This is a genomic window from Roseovarius sp. E0-M6, from assembly GCF_037083845.1.
Taxonomy (GTDB): domain Bacteria; phylum Pseudomonadota; class Alphaproteobacteria; order Rhodobacterales; family Rhodobacteraceae; genus Roseovarius.
This window is the reverse complement of the sequence record NZ_JBAPLA010000008.1, coordinates 63,689-78,839: the sequence shown is the minus strand read 5'-3', so window position 1 is coordinate 78,839 and position 15,151 is coordinate 63,689. Positions and strand designations below refer to the sequence as shown.

Genomic DNA, 15,151 nt, shown 5'->3' with positions numbered 1-15,151 from the left:
TTCAGTAGCGCGATTCGGGTTTCGGACTGGTGAAGCTTAAAAACATTTCCATCACCGCACGCCATTTCGGACAGCTTGTCTTGATGGCCTTGCTTGTTCTGCTCACGGCCTGTGCCAAGCCGGATCCGGCGGTCATGCGCCAAACGCATTATGACCCGTGGGAAGAGGAAAACCGCGAGGTCCACGCCTTCAACCGCTCGCTTGATCGCGCCTTGGTGCGCCCTGCTGGCAAAGGGTATACCAAGGCGGTGCCCGACGACATCGAACTCGTGGTCACCCGTTTCTCTGAAAACCTGTCGCTGCCCGGCGCGATCGTGAACAACATACTTCAGGGCAACGGCTTGGGGGCCACGACCGACACCTATCGGTTCCTCGTCAACACGACGCTGGGCCTTGGCGGGTTCTTCGATCCCGCGACCGAACTCAACATGCCGGCCAAGACCGACGCCGATTTCGGTCAAACCCTCTATACGTGGGGTATCAACGAAGGCCCCTACATGGAGCTTCCGCTGCTGGGCCCCTCGACCACGCGTGACGCGGTGGGCAAGACTGTCGATCTGTTCACCAACCCGCTCACCTACGCGCTGCCCTCTCCCGAAAGCTATTACGGGACCGCGGCCTCGGTTTCCTCGGGCCTGAGTGCGCGTGGACAATATTCCGATACAATCGATTCAATACTTTACGAAAGCGCCGACAGTTACGCGGCTTCACGCTCAATTTACCTCCAAAATCGCCGCTTCAAGCTGGGCAAAGGCCGCGACGAGACCTATCTGGACCCGTATGAGAGTGTGGCTGGCGATCCCTACGAAGGCGCCGGATCAGTATATGAGGACCCGTATGATGAATGAATTTTCCCGTCGCAAGTTTCTCGGAACCGGTGGCGCGGCTCTTGCCGCCGCCACGGTGACGACACCTGCAATGGCCCTGACCGAGGCCGCGGCACGCCGCCTTGTGGATCAGGTCGTCGCAGACATCAATCGTGTCATCAGCTCGGGCAAAAGCCTCGGTGGGATGATCTCGGATTTCGAACGTATCTTCCGCAGCTACGCGGATGTGAACATCATCGCCCGGTCCACGTTGGGTGCCGATTCCCGCCGTGCCAGCCCGGCTCAGCTTCGCGCTTATACCGACGCCTTCCGCGGCTACATCGCCCGGAAATACGGCAAGCGGTTTCGCGAGTTTCAGGGCGGTGAGATCACTGTTCGCTCGGTGCGCCGCGCAAGATCGTGGCAAGAGGTCATCTCGACCGTCAAACTTCCGGGCAAGCAGCCCTTCGAGGTCAAGTTCCTGGTGTCCGACAAATCGGGAAGCGACAAGTTTTTCGACATGATCATCGAAGGCATCAGCCTGCGCTTGACCGAACGTGACGAGATCGGAGCGATGCTCGATCAGCGCGGCGGCGATATCAACGCGCTGATTTCGGATATCAAGCGCGCCGGCTGATCCGCAGACACGCGGAAGGGGGGCGAAACCGCCCCCTGCCAACGCCCATCAGGCTCAAGAGGTCCAGCGCGCCGGATCGACCCGCAAGAGGGCCGAAAGCTGCGCATAGACATCTGCGGCCTCGTGGTGCAACTGCTTGGGTCGCTCAAAGAACGCCTCGACCGCCACCGCAAAGAATTCTTCCGGGCTCAGCGCGCCATAGGGGTCTATGACGCCCTTGTGCCCCCGCTCAACAGAGCGCGTATGCGCATCATGCGCGTCACCAAAGATTCGAATCCAGTCCTCGGGGCTCTGATCCCGGCTCAGTATCGGGATGCCATCGGTGTCACCCGACAAGGCGTCAAGCTGATGGGCGAATTCATGCAGCACGACATTCTGACCATCTGTGTCGTCCTCGGCGCCCTGTTCCACATGCGGCCAAGACAGCACCACCGGCCCCCGCTCCCAGCTTTCGCCGACGCGCACCGTCTCGCGCTCGGTGACGATATAGCCATTCTGCTCGGCCTGCCGCGACTTGAACGCGCCGGGATAAATCAGGATCGTGCTCAGGTGATCATACCAGATATCGCTGTTCGCAACGATGAGACAGGCTTGCGCGGCAATAGAAAGCTCCATCTCGCGCGTCACCTCAAGCCCGTTGCAGCCGACGAAATCGACCTGATGCCGGAACAAGGCGATACGCCCCTCGAAACCTGCGCGCAGATCGGTGGGCAACCGCCGAACCAGAGGCACCTCATCGACGACAATCGCGCGTTCCGTGTCGCTCAGCCCTTGCTCTAGAAGCGCCGCGCGCCTTCGCTGCTTGCTATGGCGCCACAGGCCCCACGCTCCCATCGCAGCCGCCAAAACAAGAAGGAAAATCCACATCGTCCCTGATCCCCGCGGGTCTTACCGCTCCACGCCCAGCAGTTGTTTCAGGATGTTCTCGATCGGTCCGTCGCGGTTTTGCTCCGGGCGCGGGCGCTGTTGCACCTGCGGCTGCGATTCAGGACGGGGCTGCGTGACATCACGCGCCATCGGCAAGGGCGTCACGGGCAGGCCTTCATGAACCCGCACCATCGTCTCGCGCCAGATATCGGCGGGCAGGCCACCGCCGGTAACCCCCTTGAGCGGCGTGTTGTCGTCATAACCCATCCAAACGCCCGCCACGTAATCCGCGGTAAATCCAAGGAACCATGCATCGCGGGCCGCCTGTGTGGTGCCGGTCTTGCCCGCCGCCTCGCGATCATCAAGCTTCGCGCGGCGTCCGGTGCCCGACGTGACCACCTTGTTCATCATGAACATCAGCTCGCGCGCGGCCTCCTCGTTGATCACCCGCTCACCGATGCCACCGCCCGCCCCCATAAGCGGCTCGTCCTGCCCCAGCAGGCGAAGTTCGACAAGGCCGTAAGGCTCGACCGACGAGCCCCCGTTCAGGATACCCGCGAACGCGCCCGACATCTCAAGAAGCGTGCTTTCCGACGCGCCCAGCGCAAGCGCCGGACCATCGGCCAGATCGCTTTCGATACCGAAATCGCTCGCCACCTTTCGCACAAGGTCCCGGCCCACGCTTTCGGAAATCTTCACCGCGGGAATGTTATAGGACCGCGCCAGCGCCTCGGTCAGGGTCACGCGGCCATGGAACTTGCGGTCGTAATTCGACGGGCACCACTGCCCCGAACCGGGAATATTCTGACAATAGGCCTCGTCCATCACCGTATCGAACGGCCCATATCCAAGCTCAAGCGCGGTGGCATAAACGAACGGCTTAAAGCTTGACCCGGTCTGCCGATTGGCCTGCGTGGCGCGGTTGAAGGCGCCGGTGACCTTGGTTTCGCGCCCACCCACCATGGCGCGCACCGCGCCATCGGCGCTCATGACCACGATGGCGGCCTGCGCCTCTGATCCGTCACGCACCTTGTTTTCAAAGATGTAATCCATCGCCTCTTCGGCCGCGCGCTGGATGCGCTGATCCAGCGTCGTCTTGATGATCACATCCTCGGTCGTGTCGCGGGTAAAGAATTCAGGCCCCGAATCCATGATCCAGTCCGCGAAATAGCCCCCCGCTTGCGCCTCGGCCGCATCCGAAAGCGTCGCAGGCGCGGCGCGGGCGATGGCCACCTCCTTGGGCGTCAGATACCCCTGTTCGTTCATCAGCTTAAGAACCGTCGCCGCCCGATCCTGAGACCGCTTGAGGTTCGACGTCGGAGCAAGCCGCGTCGGCGCGGTCAGAAGTCCCGCCAGCATTGCCCCTTCGGCGGCGTTGACCGCGTTCGCCGATTTGCCGAAATACCGCTGCGCCGCCGCCTCCACACCATAGGCCCCGCCACCGAAATAGGCGCGGTTCATATAGATCGACAGGATTTCGTCTTTGGAATACTTGACCTCCATCGCAAGCGCAAAGATCGCCTCTTTGACCTTGCGCCAAACGGTCGTGCGGCGACAATCGCGCACATAGTCCCGTTCGTTCTTCCACTTATCCTTGTCGAACTCGACACCCAGACACAAAAGCTTGGCAGTCTGCTGGGTGATGGTCGAGCCGCCGTGACCGCTCAGGGGGCCGCGCCCCTCCTGAAGGTTGATGCGGACTGCGCCGGCAACACCACGCGGGCTGATACCAAAATGCCAATAGAACCTTTTGTCCTCGGTCGCCACCACGGCATTGCGCACATGCCGCGACACGGTCTCGGTCGTCACCACGCCGCCAAATTGGTCGCCACGCCACGCAAAGACATCGCCCTCCCGGTCCAGAAGCGTGACCGAGCCCCGCGCGCGCCCGTCAAGAAACGCTGAAACATCGGGCAGCGTCGTATAAATATAGGCGGTCGCAATCGCGACGATCAGCGCGAAAATGGCCGTCAGCCTCCAGCCGATCCCCCAAAGAAGCCGCAGAACCCACCGGATGACCCCGCTGAAAAAGCCGATGATCGCACCTGAGACTCCGCCGCGTGACCGTGCCGGTTTCCGCGACTTGCGCGCAGGTGTCTTGCGCCGCTTGGCTGCGGGTTTCTTCTTGGTCGGTCGGGTGCGCTTGTCGGCTACCAACCTTGGCTTTCTGCCGCCTGTATTACTCATATCAGCCCTGCCCCGAGCTTTCGGTTTTGGCGAACCATACCTGTATCCACCCGTGAAGTCGCGCCCTGTGTGGTCTGGCGCACCGTTTTTTCCGCGCCTCTTTTATGAACATTCGGCGTGATTTGCACAAATTTTTGGCGAAGCGAAAGGCGCGCGTCACAAATCTGCGGCTTTCCGCTTCACGTCAAGGGCGCTGCCCTTTTTGCTGCACCTGCAAACGCCCGCGTGATGCGGGCCCGAAAAACAGGGGAAAAATCGTGATCCGCCTCCGTCCCACACTTATTCCGACACTCTCGGCGCTGGCGCTTGCCACCGCCTTGCCCACACTGGCCTCGGCGCAGGACGCCGATGTGACGCCGCTCAATGCCGATATCGGCTTTATCTTCACCACCTTCATGTTCCTCGTCTCGGGATTTCTCGTGTTCTTCATGGCCGCAGGATTCGCCATGCTCGAGGCGGGGCTCGTGCGCGGCAAGAACGTGACCATGCAGCTGACCAAGAACATGGCGCTCTTCTCGCTGGCTGCGGTGTTCTATTACCTGCTTGGCTATAATCTCATGTATCCCGGCGACGGATGGAGCATCGAGAGTGTTCTCGGGGCGTTCTCGCTCACCTCGCTTGAACCGGTGGGCCTTGAAGGGGCCGATCCGGATCTGACCTATGCCTCCGTCGGCTCGGATTTCTTCTTTCAATTGATGTTCTGCGCCGCCACCGCCTCGATCGTTTCGGGTGCGCTTGCCGAACGGATCAAGCTCTGGCCGTTTCTCATCTTCGTCATCTTGCTCACCGCAGTCATCTACCCGGTTCAGGCAAGCTGGAAATGGGGCGGCGGCTTCCTCGACGCCGCGGGCTTTCAGGATTTCGCCGGCTCGACCGTTGTGCACTCCGTCGGGGGCTGGGCCGCGCTGACCGGGGCGATCATCCTCGGGCCGCGTCTTGGCAAATACAAGAACGGCCGCGTCAACCCGATCCCCGGCTCGAACCTCGCGCTCGCCACGCTTGGCACGTTCATCCTGTGGCTCGGCTGGTTCGGCTTCAACGGCGGCTCACAGCTTTATATGGACACCGCCGGCAACGTGGCCGACATCAGCCGCATCTTCGTCAATACCAATGCCGCCGCATCTGCCGGCGCGGTCGCGGCGCTCCTGCTAACTCAGGCGCTCTATCGCAAGCCCGACCTCACCATGATCCTCAATGGCGCGCTTGCAGGTCTCGTCTCGATCACCGCCGAGCCGCTCACGCCTTCGATCACCGAGGCGACGCTGATCGGGGCCGTTGGCGGGGTCATCGTGGTCTTCACCGTGCCGCTTCTCGACAAGCTGCGCATCGACGATGTGGTGGGGGCGATCCCGGTTCACCTCTTCGCTGGCATCTGGGGCACTCTGGCCGTCGCGCTCACCAATAGCGACGCCAACATCCTGACTCAGCTTTACGCCATCGTCGTGGTCGGGGTGTTCGTCTGTGCCGCATCGGCGGTCGTCTGGCTGATCCTCCGCGCCGTGGTCGGGCTGCGCGTCGATGCCGAGGCCGAGATCAACGGGCTCGACATGCACGAGCTTGGGATGGAGGCCTATCCCGAATTCGTCCGCTCCTGACCGGTTCGAATACCGCGCAAACGACCCCGGCCGCGCCTTGCGGCCGGGGTTTTGCGTTCGGGGCTTTAACATCTGCGCTGCGGGTGTCGTACCGACGCAATACCGACGTGAATACCGACATGATACCGACGTGGGGGGCGCCCCGTTAACCTTTGAGCCGACTCACCCGTTGACACATTTGGGAGCCCCACTGGCAAGTTCGATGCCGATATAGGGTTTCTTGGCCTCCTTCCATGCGCCGAACCCTCCCTTGATATGGGCGATCTTCGTCTCACCGGCATCAAGCGCCACGCGTGCCATCTTTTCGGAGCGGACACCGCTTCCGCACATCATGACCATCGGTTTATCCCCCTGATTCGGAAGACCTTTTGCCGAGAAACTCGCCATCGGCATAAGGAGCGACCCGTGGATATGCTCGAACATGTATTCCTGCGGCGACCGCACGTCGATCAGAACGATCGAGCCGTCCTGCCACGCCTTGAAAGCCTCCTCTACGGTCCATGTTTCAAGGGTTTTTCCGCCTACGTCTTCGGTCTGCATTTTGCACCTCGTTTGCTTGTGTCTCCCTGATTGAACGCGGTATGAAACCACCCGTTCCACCCCGCTATTCCAGTGGCCGAATCGCGCCGCTCCGTGCTAGGTCTTGTGGTATGGCAGATCCGATCCACCATATCAGCGAAACGCACCCCGTCATAAGACAGCTTGACGACAGCGCGATCAACCGTATCGCGGCGGGCGAAGTGGTCGAACGGCCCGCCTCGGCGGTCAAGGAACTGCTGGAAAACGCGCTCGACGCGGGCGCCTCCCGGATCGAGGTCGCCTATGCCGATGGCGGCAAGACGATGATCCGCGTGGCCGATGACGGGTGCGGCATGTCCCCCGCCGACCTGCCGCTCGCCCTGTCCCGTCACGCCACCTCCAAGATCGATGGGAGCGACCTGCTCAACATCCTCAGCTTCGGCTTCCGGGGCGAGGCGCTGCCATCACTGGGCGCGGTCGGGCGGCTGCGCATCCAATCGCGCGCCAAGGGGCACGATGCCGCCGAAATCTCCATTGCGGGCGGCGACATGGGGGCGGTAAAGCCCACCGCGCTGACCTCCGGCACCATCGTCACCCTGCGCGACCTGTTCTACGCGACCCCCGCCCGGCTCAAGTTCATGCGCTCGGACCGGGCGGAAACGCAGGCCATCACCGACGTGGTCAAGCGCCTCGCCATGGCCGAACCCTCGGTGGGCTTCACCCTGCGCGACGTATCGGGCGGCGGCGAGGGGCGTGTCACCTTCCGCGCCGATCCCGAAACGGGTGATCTCTTCGATGCGCTGCATCACCGGCTTGGCCGGGTTCTTGGCGCGGAGTTCGCTGAAAACACTGTGAAAATTGATGCCACACGCGAGGCGCTTCGGATGACGGGCTATGCCGCGCTGCCCACGTATTCTCGGGGCGCGGCGGTGGCGCAATACCTCTTCGTGAATGGCCGCCCGGTGCGGGACAAGATGCTCTCGGGTGCGCTGCGCGCCGCCTATCACGACCTGCTTAGCCGCGACAGGCACCCCGCCGCCGTGCTCTTCGTGACCTGTGATCCGACGCTGGTGGATGTCAACGTGCATCCCGCGAAATCCGAGGTGCGCTTCCGCGATCCCGGCCTTGCGCGCGGCCTCATCGTGTCGGGCCTGCGTCACGCGCTCGCAGAACACGGGCATCGCGCATCCTCGACCGTGGCGGAGGCCACGCTCGGCGCCTTCCGTCCTGAGCCACAGGACAGCGCCCGCATCTATCAGATGGACCGCCCCGGCCCGGCGGCGCGGGGTGCCGCCTATCAGGCTCAGGCGCCGGGCTTTGCCGACATGCAGGAAACGTTTTCCGCACGCCACGACTCCCCCGAAGACATTGCCGAGACGGACGAGAGCCAAGAGACCCCGCTTGGGGCGGCCCGCGCGCAGGTCCATGAGACCTACATCATCGCCCAAACGACCGACGGCATGGTCATCGTTGATCAGCACGCGGCGCATGAGCGGCTCGTTTACGAGAAGTTAAAGACCCAGATGTCAGAACGGGGGGTGCCCGCACAGGCGCTTCTCATCCCCGAGATTGTCGATCTGTCCGAAACCGATCGTGCCCGCCTGCTTGCCGCCGCGTCCGAGCTTGAAACCCTCGGCCTCGTGATCGAGGCGTTTGGCGGCTCATCTGTCGCGGTGCGCGAAACGCCCGCCATTCTTGGCGCGGTCGATGCGCGCGCTCTCGTGCTCGATGTTCTGGATGAACTCAGCGATCAGGGAAGCGCCGAAACCATACGTGGCCGTATCGACGCGATCCTGTCGCGGATCGCCTGTCATGGCTCGGTCCGGTCGGGCCGCCGCATGAGCGCACCGGAAATGAACGCCCTCCTCCGCGAGATGGAAGCGACACCGCATTCCGGCCAATGCAACCATGGCCGGCCAACATATGTCAAACTCAAGCTTGCCGATATAGAACGGCTCTTCGGGCGCACATGATCCAAATTGGCGATACCACTCTCGACACCGGTGATCCGCTCGTTCTCGGGCTGCTTGTCGGTGGCGCACTTCTGGCGTTGATCATTTTGCTGTTGATCATGGTGATTCGGGCCGCCGGACGCTCGGCACGCATAACCGAACCTTTGTCACACCAAATCGGAACATTGTCTCAGCGCGTTCAAGGGCTTAGCGACGGTCAACATCAGCTTGCCGGTGGGCTCAACCACGTCTCCGAAGCACAAGCCGCCGCGCAATCCAATATGCTGCAACTGATGGAAAAACGGCTGGCGGAGGTCTCCGAAAGGATGAACGAGAATCTGCACGGTTCGGCCCGCCGCACCGCGCAATCCCTTGGCGACCTGCAACAGCGGCTTCAGGCAATCGACAAGGCACAAGACAACATCACCAAGCTTTCGGGCGATGTTCTGACCTTGCAGGACATCCTTTCGAACAAACAGACCCGTGGCGCCTTCGGTGAGATTCAGCTCAACGATATCGTGACCAAGGCGTTGCCGTCAGACAGCTTCACGCTACAACATACGCTATCGAATGGAAAGCGCGCGGATTGCCTTATCCACCTGCCTAATCCCCCCGGCCCGATCTGCATCGACAGCAAATTCCCGCTCGAGGCCTACGAGGCGCTGCGCAATGCCGCAACCGATTGGGAGTTGAACGAAGCGGCAAAATTCCTGCGCCAATCCGTCAAAAAGCACATCAAGGATATCTCCGACAAATACGTTCTCGATGGTGAGACCGCCGATGGCGCGTTGATGTTCCTGCCTTCCGAAGCGGTCTATGCCGAACTGCACGCCAACTTCCCTGAATTGGTGCGCGAAGGCTTTGCCGCGCGGGTCTGGATCGTGTCGCCCACCACCTGCATGGCCACCCTCAACACCATGCGCGCCATTCTCAAGGACGCACGCATGCGCGAACAGGCCGGCGCCATCCGGCGCGAACTCGGCCTGCTGTTTTCCGATGTCGAAAGGCTCGGATCCCGGGTCGAGAACCTCGACCGTCATTTCAATCAGGCGTCCAAGGATATTTCCGAGATCAAGATTTCCGCCGACAAGGCAGGCCGCCGCGCCCGTAGGCTCGACAATTTTGACTTTGAGGAACTGGCCCCCGAAACTGAACCGACCATCGTCGGACTGCCGACCGACAAAGGTTAGGCGGACCCGGCGTGTTCAGGTCGTCTCAAGGCAGTGGCGCCGAAATGCGCGTTTGAGCATGTCCAGTTCGTCGCGCAAAAGCGTCACTTCGGCCCGGATATCATAGCTTAACGCATCCCCCGAAAGCAGTGCGAAACTGCCCAGGGTTTCACCCGCCCGCGCATCATTGATCAGAAAGGTCTGCACCCCGTCCGAGATCAGCGCAGCGGGGATTGGCACCCGCACGACCCAGTGCCGGGCTTCGCGGTTTTCGATCACCTGCACATCCGGCACCGGCTGTTGAAGATGCGTGACCTCGATCTCGGGCTGCATGTTGCCCTCGGCATCCGAGGTCAGGATACCTTCCCAAACACCTTCGAACAGACGGGTTTTCGTGAGTGTCAGATCGCTCATCTCGGTCTCCCTCAGAACTCGGCGCGCGGTCGGCGGCTGAATGTCAGGTCCCGCAGGATCACTTGGCTCATCTGCGGGTTTTCAAAAATGATATCGACCCATGCCCGCTCGATCCGTTTTTCATTCAGGTTCGAATAGGCAAGGTCGAATTCGACCATGATCTCGTCTTCATGAAGCGGCAGTTCGCGCACGATCTGTTCGGTGTTCGGACCATGCTTGATGTTCAGTCGCGCAAAGATTTCCAGCGGCTTCTCCATCTCGACGATGGTCCCCATCCGCAGAAGATGGTTCTTGGTCAGCCCATCCACCGCCTCGTGCGGCAGATCAAGCACGAGCGACAGGAACGATCCGTCAAAGGCGAAAACGTCCATCCTGAGACCGTAAGACGCCAGATCGGCCTCGCGATGGTTGCGCAATTGTCGAAGCGTCAATTCCGTATGTGCACAATCATGAAACAATGTCAGTTCCGAGCCCAGCTTTGACTTGCTCTCGACCGAGGACATGCCGGGCACCGGAAGCGGCCGGCGCCACAGCGACGGGCGCCACGCCCAATCCGTGCCATGCGGCTTGGGAAATGCGTTGGACCCGATCGTGGGAAGGGCAAGGCGGCTATCGGCCACCGCCAATACTTCGTTCATGGAATATAGATACTTACGCGCAAGAGACCGTATAGTCCGCAGCTCGTCGAGCTCCATTTCCGGCGCACGCCGCGCGGCCTTGGCCCAGCGGCGGATACCACGCAGATGGAAAAGTCTATTGCCGAGCGCACTCCGAAATGGCATCTGGTCGAGCCTCTTGTCTTTGGTCTTTTCTAACTTGCCAGACCCGTTCCTTCCAGAGGATTAACCACCTTATGGAAACAATCCGGGATTTATGCGCGTCGGGCCCTGCACGGCCCCTATCCGGGTTCAGGATTTCTTGCGGAATATGTCCAAAATATTGAAACCGCCCTCGCCCTTGGCGGCAGGTGTATTGATTCCCTCTTCCGGGGCTTCGGGCGGCGTCGCGGCGCGGCGCTCGGGGCTTCCCGAACGAAGCCGTTCGGCCAGCGCGATCATCAAACCCTGCCCCGCTTGGCCACGGGCCACGCGGCTGCCCTCGGGCGCATAGAGCGCGAGGCCGGTCAGGTGCCCGTTGATAAGCATCGCACCGCGCCAATGCGCGGGATCGCCCCCGGGAACGCCCACTTCTCCGCCCGAGGCGAGATGCACGAATGACACACCGTCTCCGTCGATCCGCTCAAGCACGCGCGCGGGCCGCATGGATGCGGCCAACTCGTCGGCGGTGGGCTGGCGCGCGTCGCGGTCAGCGGGCAAGACAGACACCGTCATCACCGCCGGATCGACCGTCATGGCGGGCTGTCCGGTCAGCCCCGCACAACTTGCCAGCAGGATCACATGTCCGCCGCCCCGTCGCCTGAGGCTGGTCGGATCGATGCAATATCCCACCGGCCCCGACACCACCACTTCACCCCCAAAAAGCGGCACCTTGCGCACCGGCTCGGACGTGTCAGAGGCTCCGAACGTGCCCGCCCCGATGGCATCGCACGCGGCAAGCGGCAGAATCGCGATCAGAAGGAACGCCCGCGAAAGGCGCATGCCCCCCTCAAAGATCCATGAAGACATGCCGTTCGGCCTCGGCCCCCGGATGCGTGACAGCGCCCTTATAGGTCTCGCCCACGAGTTGCGCATATTTCCAGAGTGCCCCACTCGAATAGATCGTTTCGCGCGGGCCCGCCCATGCGTCTTTGCGGGCGGCCAGCTCATCATCCGTGAGGGCAACGCTCAGTTCTCCGTTGACCGCGTCGATGGTGATCACATCGCCGGTCGCGACCAGCGCGATAGGCCCGCCATGCGCGGCCTCTGGCCCCACATGCCCCACACAGAACCCGCGTGTCGCACCCGAGAACCGCCCATCGGTGATAAGCGCCACCTTCTTGCCCATGCCCTGTCCGCTCAGTGCGGCCGTGGTTGCCAGCATCTCGCGCATGCCGGGGCCACCGGCAGGACCTTCGTTGCGGATGACAAGGACTTCACCTTCGTTATAGGATCGCGCCTTGACCGCCTCGAACGCCTCTTCTTCGCATTCAAAGACCCGTGCAGGCCCGGTAAAGACCTGTTCTTCCGCGCTCATACCGGCGACCTTCACGATGGCCCCCTGCGGCGCGAGATTGCCTTTGAGACCCACGACGCCGCCTGTCTTGGTGATCGGCTTGTCCACCGGATATATCACACGCCCATCTGCCTCGCGCTCGATGAGGTCAAGCTCTTCGCCCATGCTGCGGCCCGATGCGGTGATGCAATCCTCGTGGAAAAGGCCCGCGCGGCGCAGTTCCTTCATCACGACGGGCACGCCGCCGACCTCGTAAAGGTCTTTGGCCACGTATTGTCCGCCGGGCTTCAGGTCCACGAAATAGGGCGTGTCCTTGAATATCTCGCACACGTCATCAAGGTAGAATTCCAGCCCGGCCTCATGCGCGATCGCCGGCAAATGCAGACCGGCATTCGTGCTGCCACCTGTGCAGGCCACCACGCGGGCGGCATTCTCAAGGCTTTTGAGTGTCACCACGTCACGGGCGCGGATATTCTTTTCCAGCAGATTCATCACGGCATCGCCCGACGCCGTTCCGAATTGATCGCGGCTTTCATAGGGTGCGGGCGCGCCCGCGCTGTTGAGAAGCGCAAGGCCGATCGCCTCGCTCACGCAGGCCATGGTGTTGGCGGTAAACTGGCCACCACACGCTCCGGCACTCGGGCAGGCCACCTTTTCGAGCGCCCGCAGTTCCTCGTCGGAATTGGCGCCGGCCTGATGTCGGCCCACTGCTTCGAAGACGTCCTGAACGGTCACGTCCTTGCCTTGATACCGGCCCGGCATGATCGACCCGCCATAGATAAAGACAGACGGTGTGTTGAGCCGCACCATCGCCATCATCATCCCCGGAAGCGACTTGTCACAGCCCGCCAGCCCCACAAGCGCATCATAGCAATGCCCCCGCATGGTCAGCTCGACAGTATCGGCAATCGCCTCGCGGCTCGCCAAGCTTGAGCGCATGCCCTCATGGCCCATGGCAATCCCGTCGGTCACGGTAATGGTGGTGAACTCACGCGGTGTGCCGCCCGCTTCCTTGACCCCCATCTTGACCGATTGGGCTTGACGGCTGAGCGCGATGTTGCATGGCGCGGCTTCGTTCCAGCAGGTCGCCACACCAACAAGGGGTTGATGGATTTCCTCCTCGCTCAGGCCCATCGCATACATGTAGGACCGGTGCGGCGCGCGCGCCGGACCTTCGGTTACATGACGGCTGGGCAGATGCTTTTTGTCGAACTTGCTCATGGCTGGCCTCCCGAAATCGTGTTGCCGAAGGAATAGGCGGTTGGCGCGCGCGACACAAGCACAGGGCACACGTCCCAAACGAAAAACCCCCGAAGGCGGGTGCCTCCGGGGGATCTTGTCTCGGTCGGGTATCGGCGCTCCGACCTGTCAGTGCAGTTTCTGGTCCACCGTGTTGATCGACTCGTCGATGAGCTTGTTGCCCTGCTGGGCGGTCATCTGCTTGGCGATAACATCCTTGGCGGCACCCACCGCCACCTCGGCGGCCCGGTCACGGACCTCCTTGACGGCAGCGGCCTCGGCCGAACTGATTTGCTCTTCTGCAGCCTGAAGGCGGCGTGCGATGCTGGTCTTGAGATCGGCCTTGGCCTTGTCGGCCGCGGCGGCGGCCTCGGTCTTGGCATGTTCGACGATCCGGTTGGCCTGCTCCTGAACTTCTTTCTGCTTGCGTTCATATCCCGCAAGCAGCGATTGCGCCTCTTCACGCAAGGCTCGCGCCTCATCGAGCTCGGACTTGATGCCATCCGCACGCTTGTCCAACATGCCGGCCAATTGCGTCGGCACCTTGAGATAAAGCAGCACCGCAAGGAAAAGCAGGAACGCCAGAAGCACCACGAAATTCGTGTTGCCAAGCGAAAAGAACGGGCCCGAAGCCGCCAGCGCCGGGCTGGCGGCGAAAAGGGCGATAAGGGTCGCTGTGATCCGCATGGTCATTACCCTTTCATCCGCGCGTTGACGGCCGCCGTTACGGTGCGGGCATCGGCCTTGCCGCCCATCATCGTCAGGATTTCCTTAGCGGTATCCTTGGCGACGTCCTTGATGCTGTCCTGCGCGCTTTCACGGATTTCGGCGATCTTCTTCTCGCCTTCCGCGGTTTTGGCCGCAATCTCGGCATCGGCTTTCGCCGTGGCATCGTCCAGATCAGCCTGAATTTCCGCCTTGGCTTCGGCAATGATCGACTGGGCCTCCGCCCGCGCGTCGCTCAGTGCCTTGTTATACGCCTCTTCGGCCTCGACGGCCTTGGCCTTGAGATCCTCGGCAGCCGCGAGATCATTGGTGATCGCCCCCTGCCGTTCGGCCAGGATCGACGCGATACGTGGCAAGGCCACGCGCGACAGGACGAAAAAAAGCACGACCAGAGTAAGCAGCAGCCAGAAAATCTGGTTGCCCATCCACTCGCCGCACAATTGGGGCAGGCCGATGGCACTGCCGAAGCTATCGACACATTTGCCGACTGCATCGCCGCTTGTTGTGGCTTCGGTTGCCATGTCGTCGTCCTCCTCGGGGAACGTTCCGTTTACATGAGGTGAAGGGCGGTCTGCCGCCCCTCACCCCGTCGTAAGGATCGGGTTCCGCAGGTTCAGACGGCGAACATCAGAAGCAGAGCGACGAGGAACGAGAAGATCCCCAGTGCTTCTGCGAATGCGATACCAATGAACATGGTCGCGGTCTGACCGGCAGCGGCCGACGGGTTGCGCAGGGCGCCAGCGAGGTAATTGCCGACCACGTTGCCCACACCGACGGCTGCGCCGCCCATGCCGACGGAAGCCAGACCTGCGCCGATGAATTGGCCCATTTGTGCGATATCGCCTTCCATTTCGATTCTCCTTACGTTGGAATTGCGTCGTTTCGTTTGTTCGGGTGGCGGCCATGACCGCCGGTTGACTGTTGTTCG

Annotated in this window: 15 protein-coding genes; 5 read left to right on the top strand and 10 right to left on the bottom strand. The window is 61.9% G+C overall.

Annotation, left to right across the window (positions count from 1 at the left end):
* Window positions 1-83: 83 nt before the first annotated feature.
* Window positions 84-848: an MlaA family lipoprotein gene (locus tag V8359_RS16885; protein ID WP_442970398.1), complete on the top strand. Its 765-nt coding sequence runs from the start codon at window positions 84-86 to the stop codon at window positions 846-848.
* Window positions 838-1,443, top strand: a complete 606-nt coding sequence (locus V8359_RS16880; RefSeq protein WP_336430261.1) for an MlaC/ttg2D family ABC transporter substrate-binding protein — start codon at window positions 838-840, stop codon at window positions 1,441-1,443. Before V8359_RS16885 ends, V8359_RS16880 begins: the two co-directional genes overlap by 11 nt.
* Before the next feature lie 54 nt (window positions 1,444-1,497).
* On the opposite strand, the gene V8359_RS16875 is transcribed toward V8359_RS16880, so the two are convergent.
* Together V8359_RS16875 and V8359_RS16870 are read right to left on the bottom strand one after the other, a co-directional pair.
* Entirely contained in the window at window positions 1,498-2,310 is an 813-nt protein-coding gene (locus tag V8359_RS16875) for a zinc-dependent peptidase (protein ID WP_336430259.1), read from the bottom strand.
* Between the two features lie 21 nt (window positions 2,311-2,331).
* Window positions 2,332-4,497, bottom strand: a complete 2,166-nt coding sequence (locus V8359_RS16870; RefSeq protein ID WP_336430257.1) for a transglycosylase domain-containing protein — start codon at window positions 4,495-4,497, stop codon at window positions 2,332-2,334.
* Between the two features lie 257 nt (window positions 4,498-4,754).
* Between V8359_RS16870 and V8359_RS16865 the strand changes: the two genes are divergently transcribed.
* Entirely contained in the window at window positions 4,755-6,092 is a 1,338-nt protein-coding gene (locus V8359_RS16865; RefSeq protein ID WP_336430256.1) for an ammonium transporter, read from the top strand.
* A gap of 162 nt (window positions 6,093-6,254) precedes the next feature.
* On the opposite strand, the gene V8359_RS16860 is transcribed toward V8359_RS16865, so the two are convergent.
* Window positions 6,255-6,632, bottom strand: coding sequence for a rhodanese-like domain-containing protein (locus V8359_RS16860; protein ID WP_336430255.1), 378 nt, complete (start codon window positions 6,630-6,632; stop codon window positions 6,255-6,257).
* A gap of 110 nt (window positions 6,633-6,742) precedes the next feature.
* Here V8359_RS16860 and mutL point away from each other — a divergent pair, with 110 nt between their 5' ends.
* Window positions 6,743-8,584, top strand: a complete 1,842-nt coding sequence (gene mutL, locus V8359_RS16855; RefSeq protein ID WP_336430254.1) for a DNA mismatch repair endonuclease MutL — start codon at window positions 6,743-6,745, stop codon at window positions 8,582-8,584.
* The gene (locus V8359_RS16850) at window positions 8,581-9,753 is read left to right on the top strand and encodes a DNA recombination protein RmuC (protein ID WP_336430253.1); all 1,173 of its coding nucleotides are present in this window, start codon (window positions 8,581-8,583) and stop codon (window positions 9,751-9,753) included. The genes mutL and V8359_RS16850 overlap by 4 nt, the downstream gene beginning before the upstream one ends.
* A gap of 15 nt (window positions 9,754-9,768) precedes the next feature.
* Here V8359_RS16850 and V8359_RS16845 read toward each other — a convergent pair whose 3' ends face one another.
* From V8359_RS16845 to V8359_RS16815, 7 genes are all read right to left on the bottom strand, one after another.
* Window positions 9,769-10,146 carry a hypothetical protein gene (locus V8359_RS16845; RefSeq protein WP_336430252.1) on the bottom strand — a complete coding sequence of 126 codons (378 nt, stop codon included), beginning with the start codon at window positions 10,144-10,146 and terminating at the stop codon, window positions 9,769-9,771.
* Between the two features lie 11 nt (window positions 10,147-10,157).
* The gene (locus V8359_RS16840) at window positions 10,158-10,928 is read right to left on the bottom strand and encodes a DUF6478 family protein (protein WP_336430251.1); all 771 of its coding nucleotides are present in this window, start codon (window positions 10,926-10,928) and stop codon (window positions 10,158-10,160) included.
* A gap of 126 nt (window positions 10,929-11,054) precedes the next feature.
* On the bottom strand, window positions 11,055-11,771 hold the full coding sequence (locus tag V8359_RS16835; RefSeq protein ID WP_336430250.1) for a hypothetical protein: 717 nt from the start codon (window positions 11,769-11,771) through the stop codon (window positions 11,055-11,057).
* Window positions 11,752-13,479 carry a dihydroxy-acid dehydratase gene (ilvD, locus tag V8359_RS16830; protein WP_336430249.1) on the bottom strand — a complete coding sequence of 576 codons (1,728 nt, stop codon included), beginning with the start codon at window positions 13,477-13,479 and terminating at the stop codon, window positions 11,752-11,754. Before ilvD ends, V8359_RS16835 begins: the two co-directional genes overlap by 20 nt.
* Window positions 13,480-13,626: 147 nt before the next feature.
* A complete protein-coding gene (locus tag V8359_RS16825; RefSeq protein ID WP_336430371.1) occupies window positions 13,627-14,184 on the bottom strand; it encodes a F0F1 ATP synthase subunit B in 558 nt (185 codons plus the stop codon).
* A gap of 5 nt (window positions 14,185-14,189) precedes the next feature.
* Window positions 14,190-14,744, bottom strand: a complete 555-nt coding sequence (locus V8359_RS16820) for a F0F1 ATP synthase subunit B' (protein ID WP_336430248.1) — start codon at window positions 14,742-14,744, stop codon at window positions 14,190-14,192.
* 92 nt (window positions 14,745-14,836) lie between these two features.
* Entirely contained in the window at window positions 14,837-15,073 is a 237-nt protein-coding gene (locus V8359_RS16815; protein ID WP_336430247.1) for a F0F1 ATP synthase subunit C, read from the bottom strand.
* Between the last annotated feature and the right edge of the window lie 78 nt (window positions 15,074-15,151).

Bases quoted from the DNA above. Each gene is read 5' to 3' on its own strand.
- ilvD (WP_336430249.1), bottom strand. From the start codon at position 13,479: ATGAGCAAGTTCGACAAAAAGCATCTGCCCAGCCGTCATGTAACCGAA.
- V8359_RS16880 (WP_336430261.1), top strand. From the start codon at position 838: ATGATGAATGAATTTTCCCGTCGCAAGTTTCTCGGAACCGGTGGCGCG.
- V8359_RS16835 (WP_336430250.1), bottom strand. From the start codon at position 11,771: ATGTCTTCATGGATCTTTGAGGGGGGCATGCGCCTTTCGCGGGCGTTC.
- V8359_RS16870 (WP_336430257.1), bottom strand. From the start codon at position 4,497: ATGAGTAATACAGGCGGCAGAAAGCCAAGGTTGGTAGCCGACAAGCGC.
- V8359_RS16860 (WP_336430255.1), bottom strand. From the start codon at position 6,632: ATGCAGACCGAAGACGTAGGCGGAAAAACCCTTGAAACATGGACCGTA.
- V8359_RS16820 (WP_336430248.1), bottom strand. From the start codon at position 14,744: ATGGCAACCGAAGCCACAACAAGCGGCGATGCAGTCGGCAAATGTGTC.
- V8359_RS16815 (WP_336430247.1), bottom strand. From the start codon at position 15,073: ATGGAAGGCGATATCGCACAAATGGGCCAATTCATCGGCGCAGGTCTG.
- V8359_RS16875 (WP_336430259.1), bottom strand. From the start codon at position 2,310: ATGTGGATTTTCCTTCTTGTTTTGGCGGCTGCGATGGGAGCGTGGGGC.
- V8359_RS16845 (WP_336430252.1), bottom strand. From the start codon at position 10,146: ATGAGCGATCTGACACTCACGAAAACCCGTCTGTTCGAAGGTGTTTGG.
- V8359_RS16850 (WP_336430253.1), top strand. From the start codon at position 8,581: ATGATCCAAATTGGCGATACCACTCTCGACACCGGTGATCCGCTCGTT.
- mutL (WP_336430254.1), top strand. From the start codon at position 6,743: ATGGCAGATCCGATCCACCATATCAGCGAAACGCACCCCGTCATAAGA.
- V8359_RS16840 (WP_336430251.1), bottom strand. From the start codon at position 10,928: ATGCCATTTCGGAGTGCGCTCGGCAATAGACTTTTCCATCTGCGTGGT.
- V8359_RS16885 (WP_442970398.1), top strand. From the start codon at position 84: ATGGCCTTGCTTGTTCTGCTCACGGCCTGTGCCAAGCCGGATCCGGCG.
- V8359_RS16825 (WP_336430371.1), bottom strand. From the start codon at position 14,184: ATGCGGATCACAGCGACCCTTATCGCCCTTTTCGCCGCCAGCCCGGCG.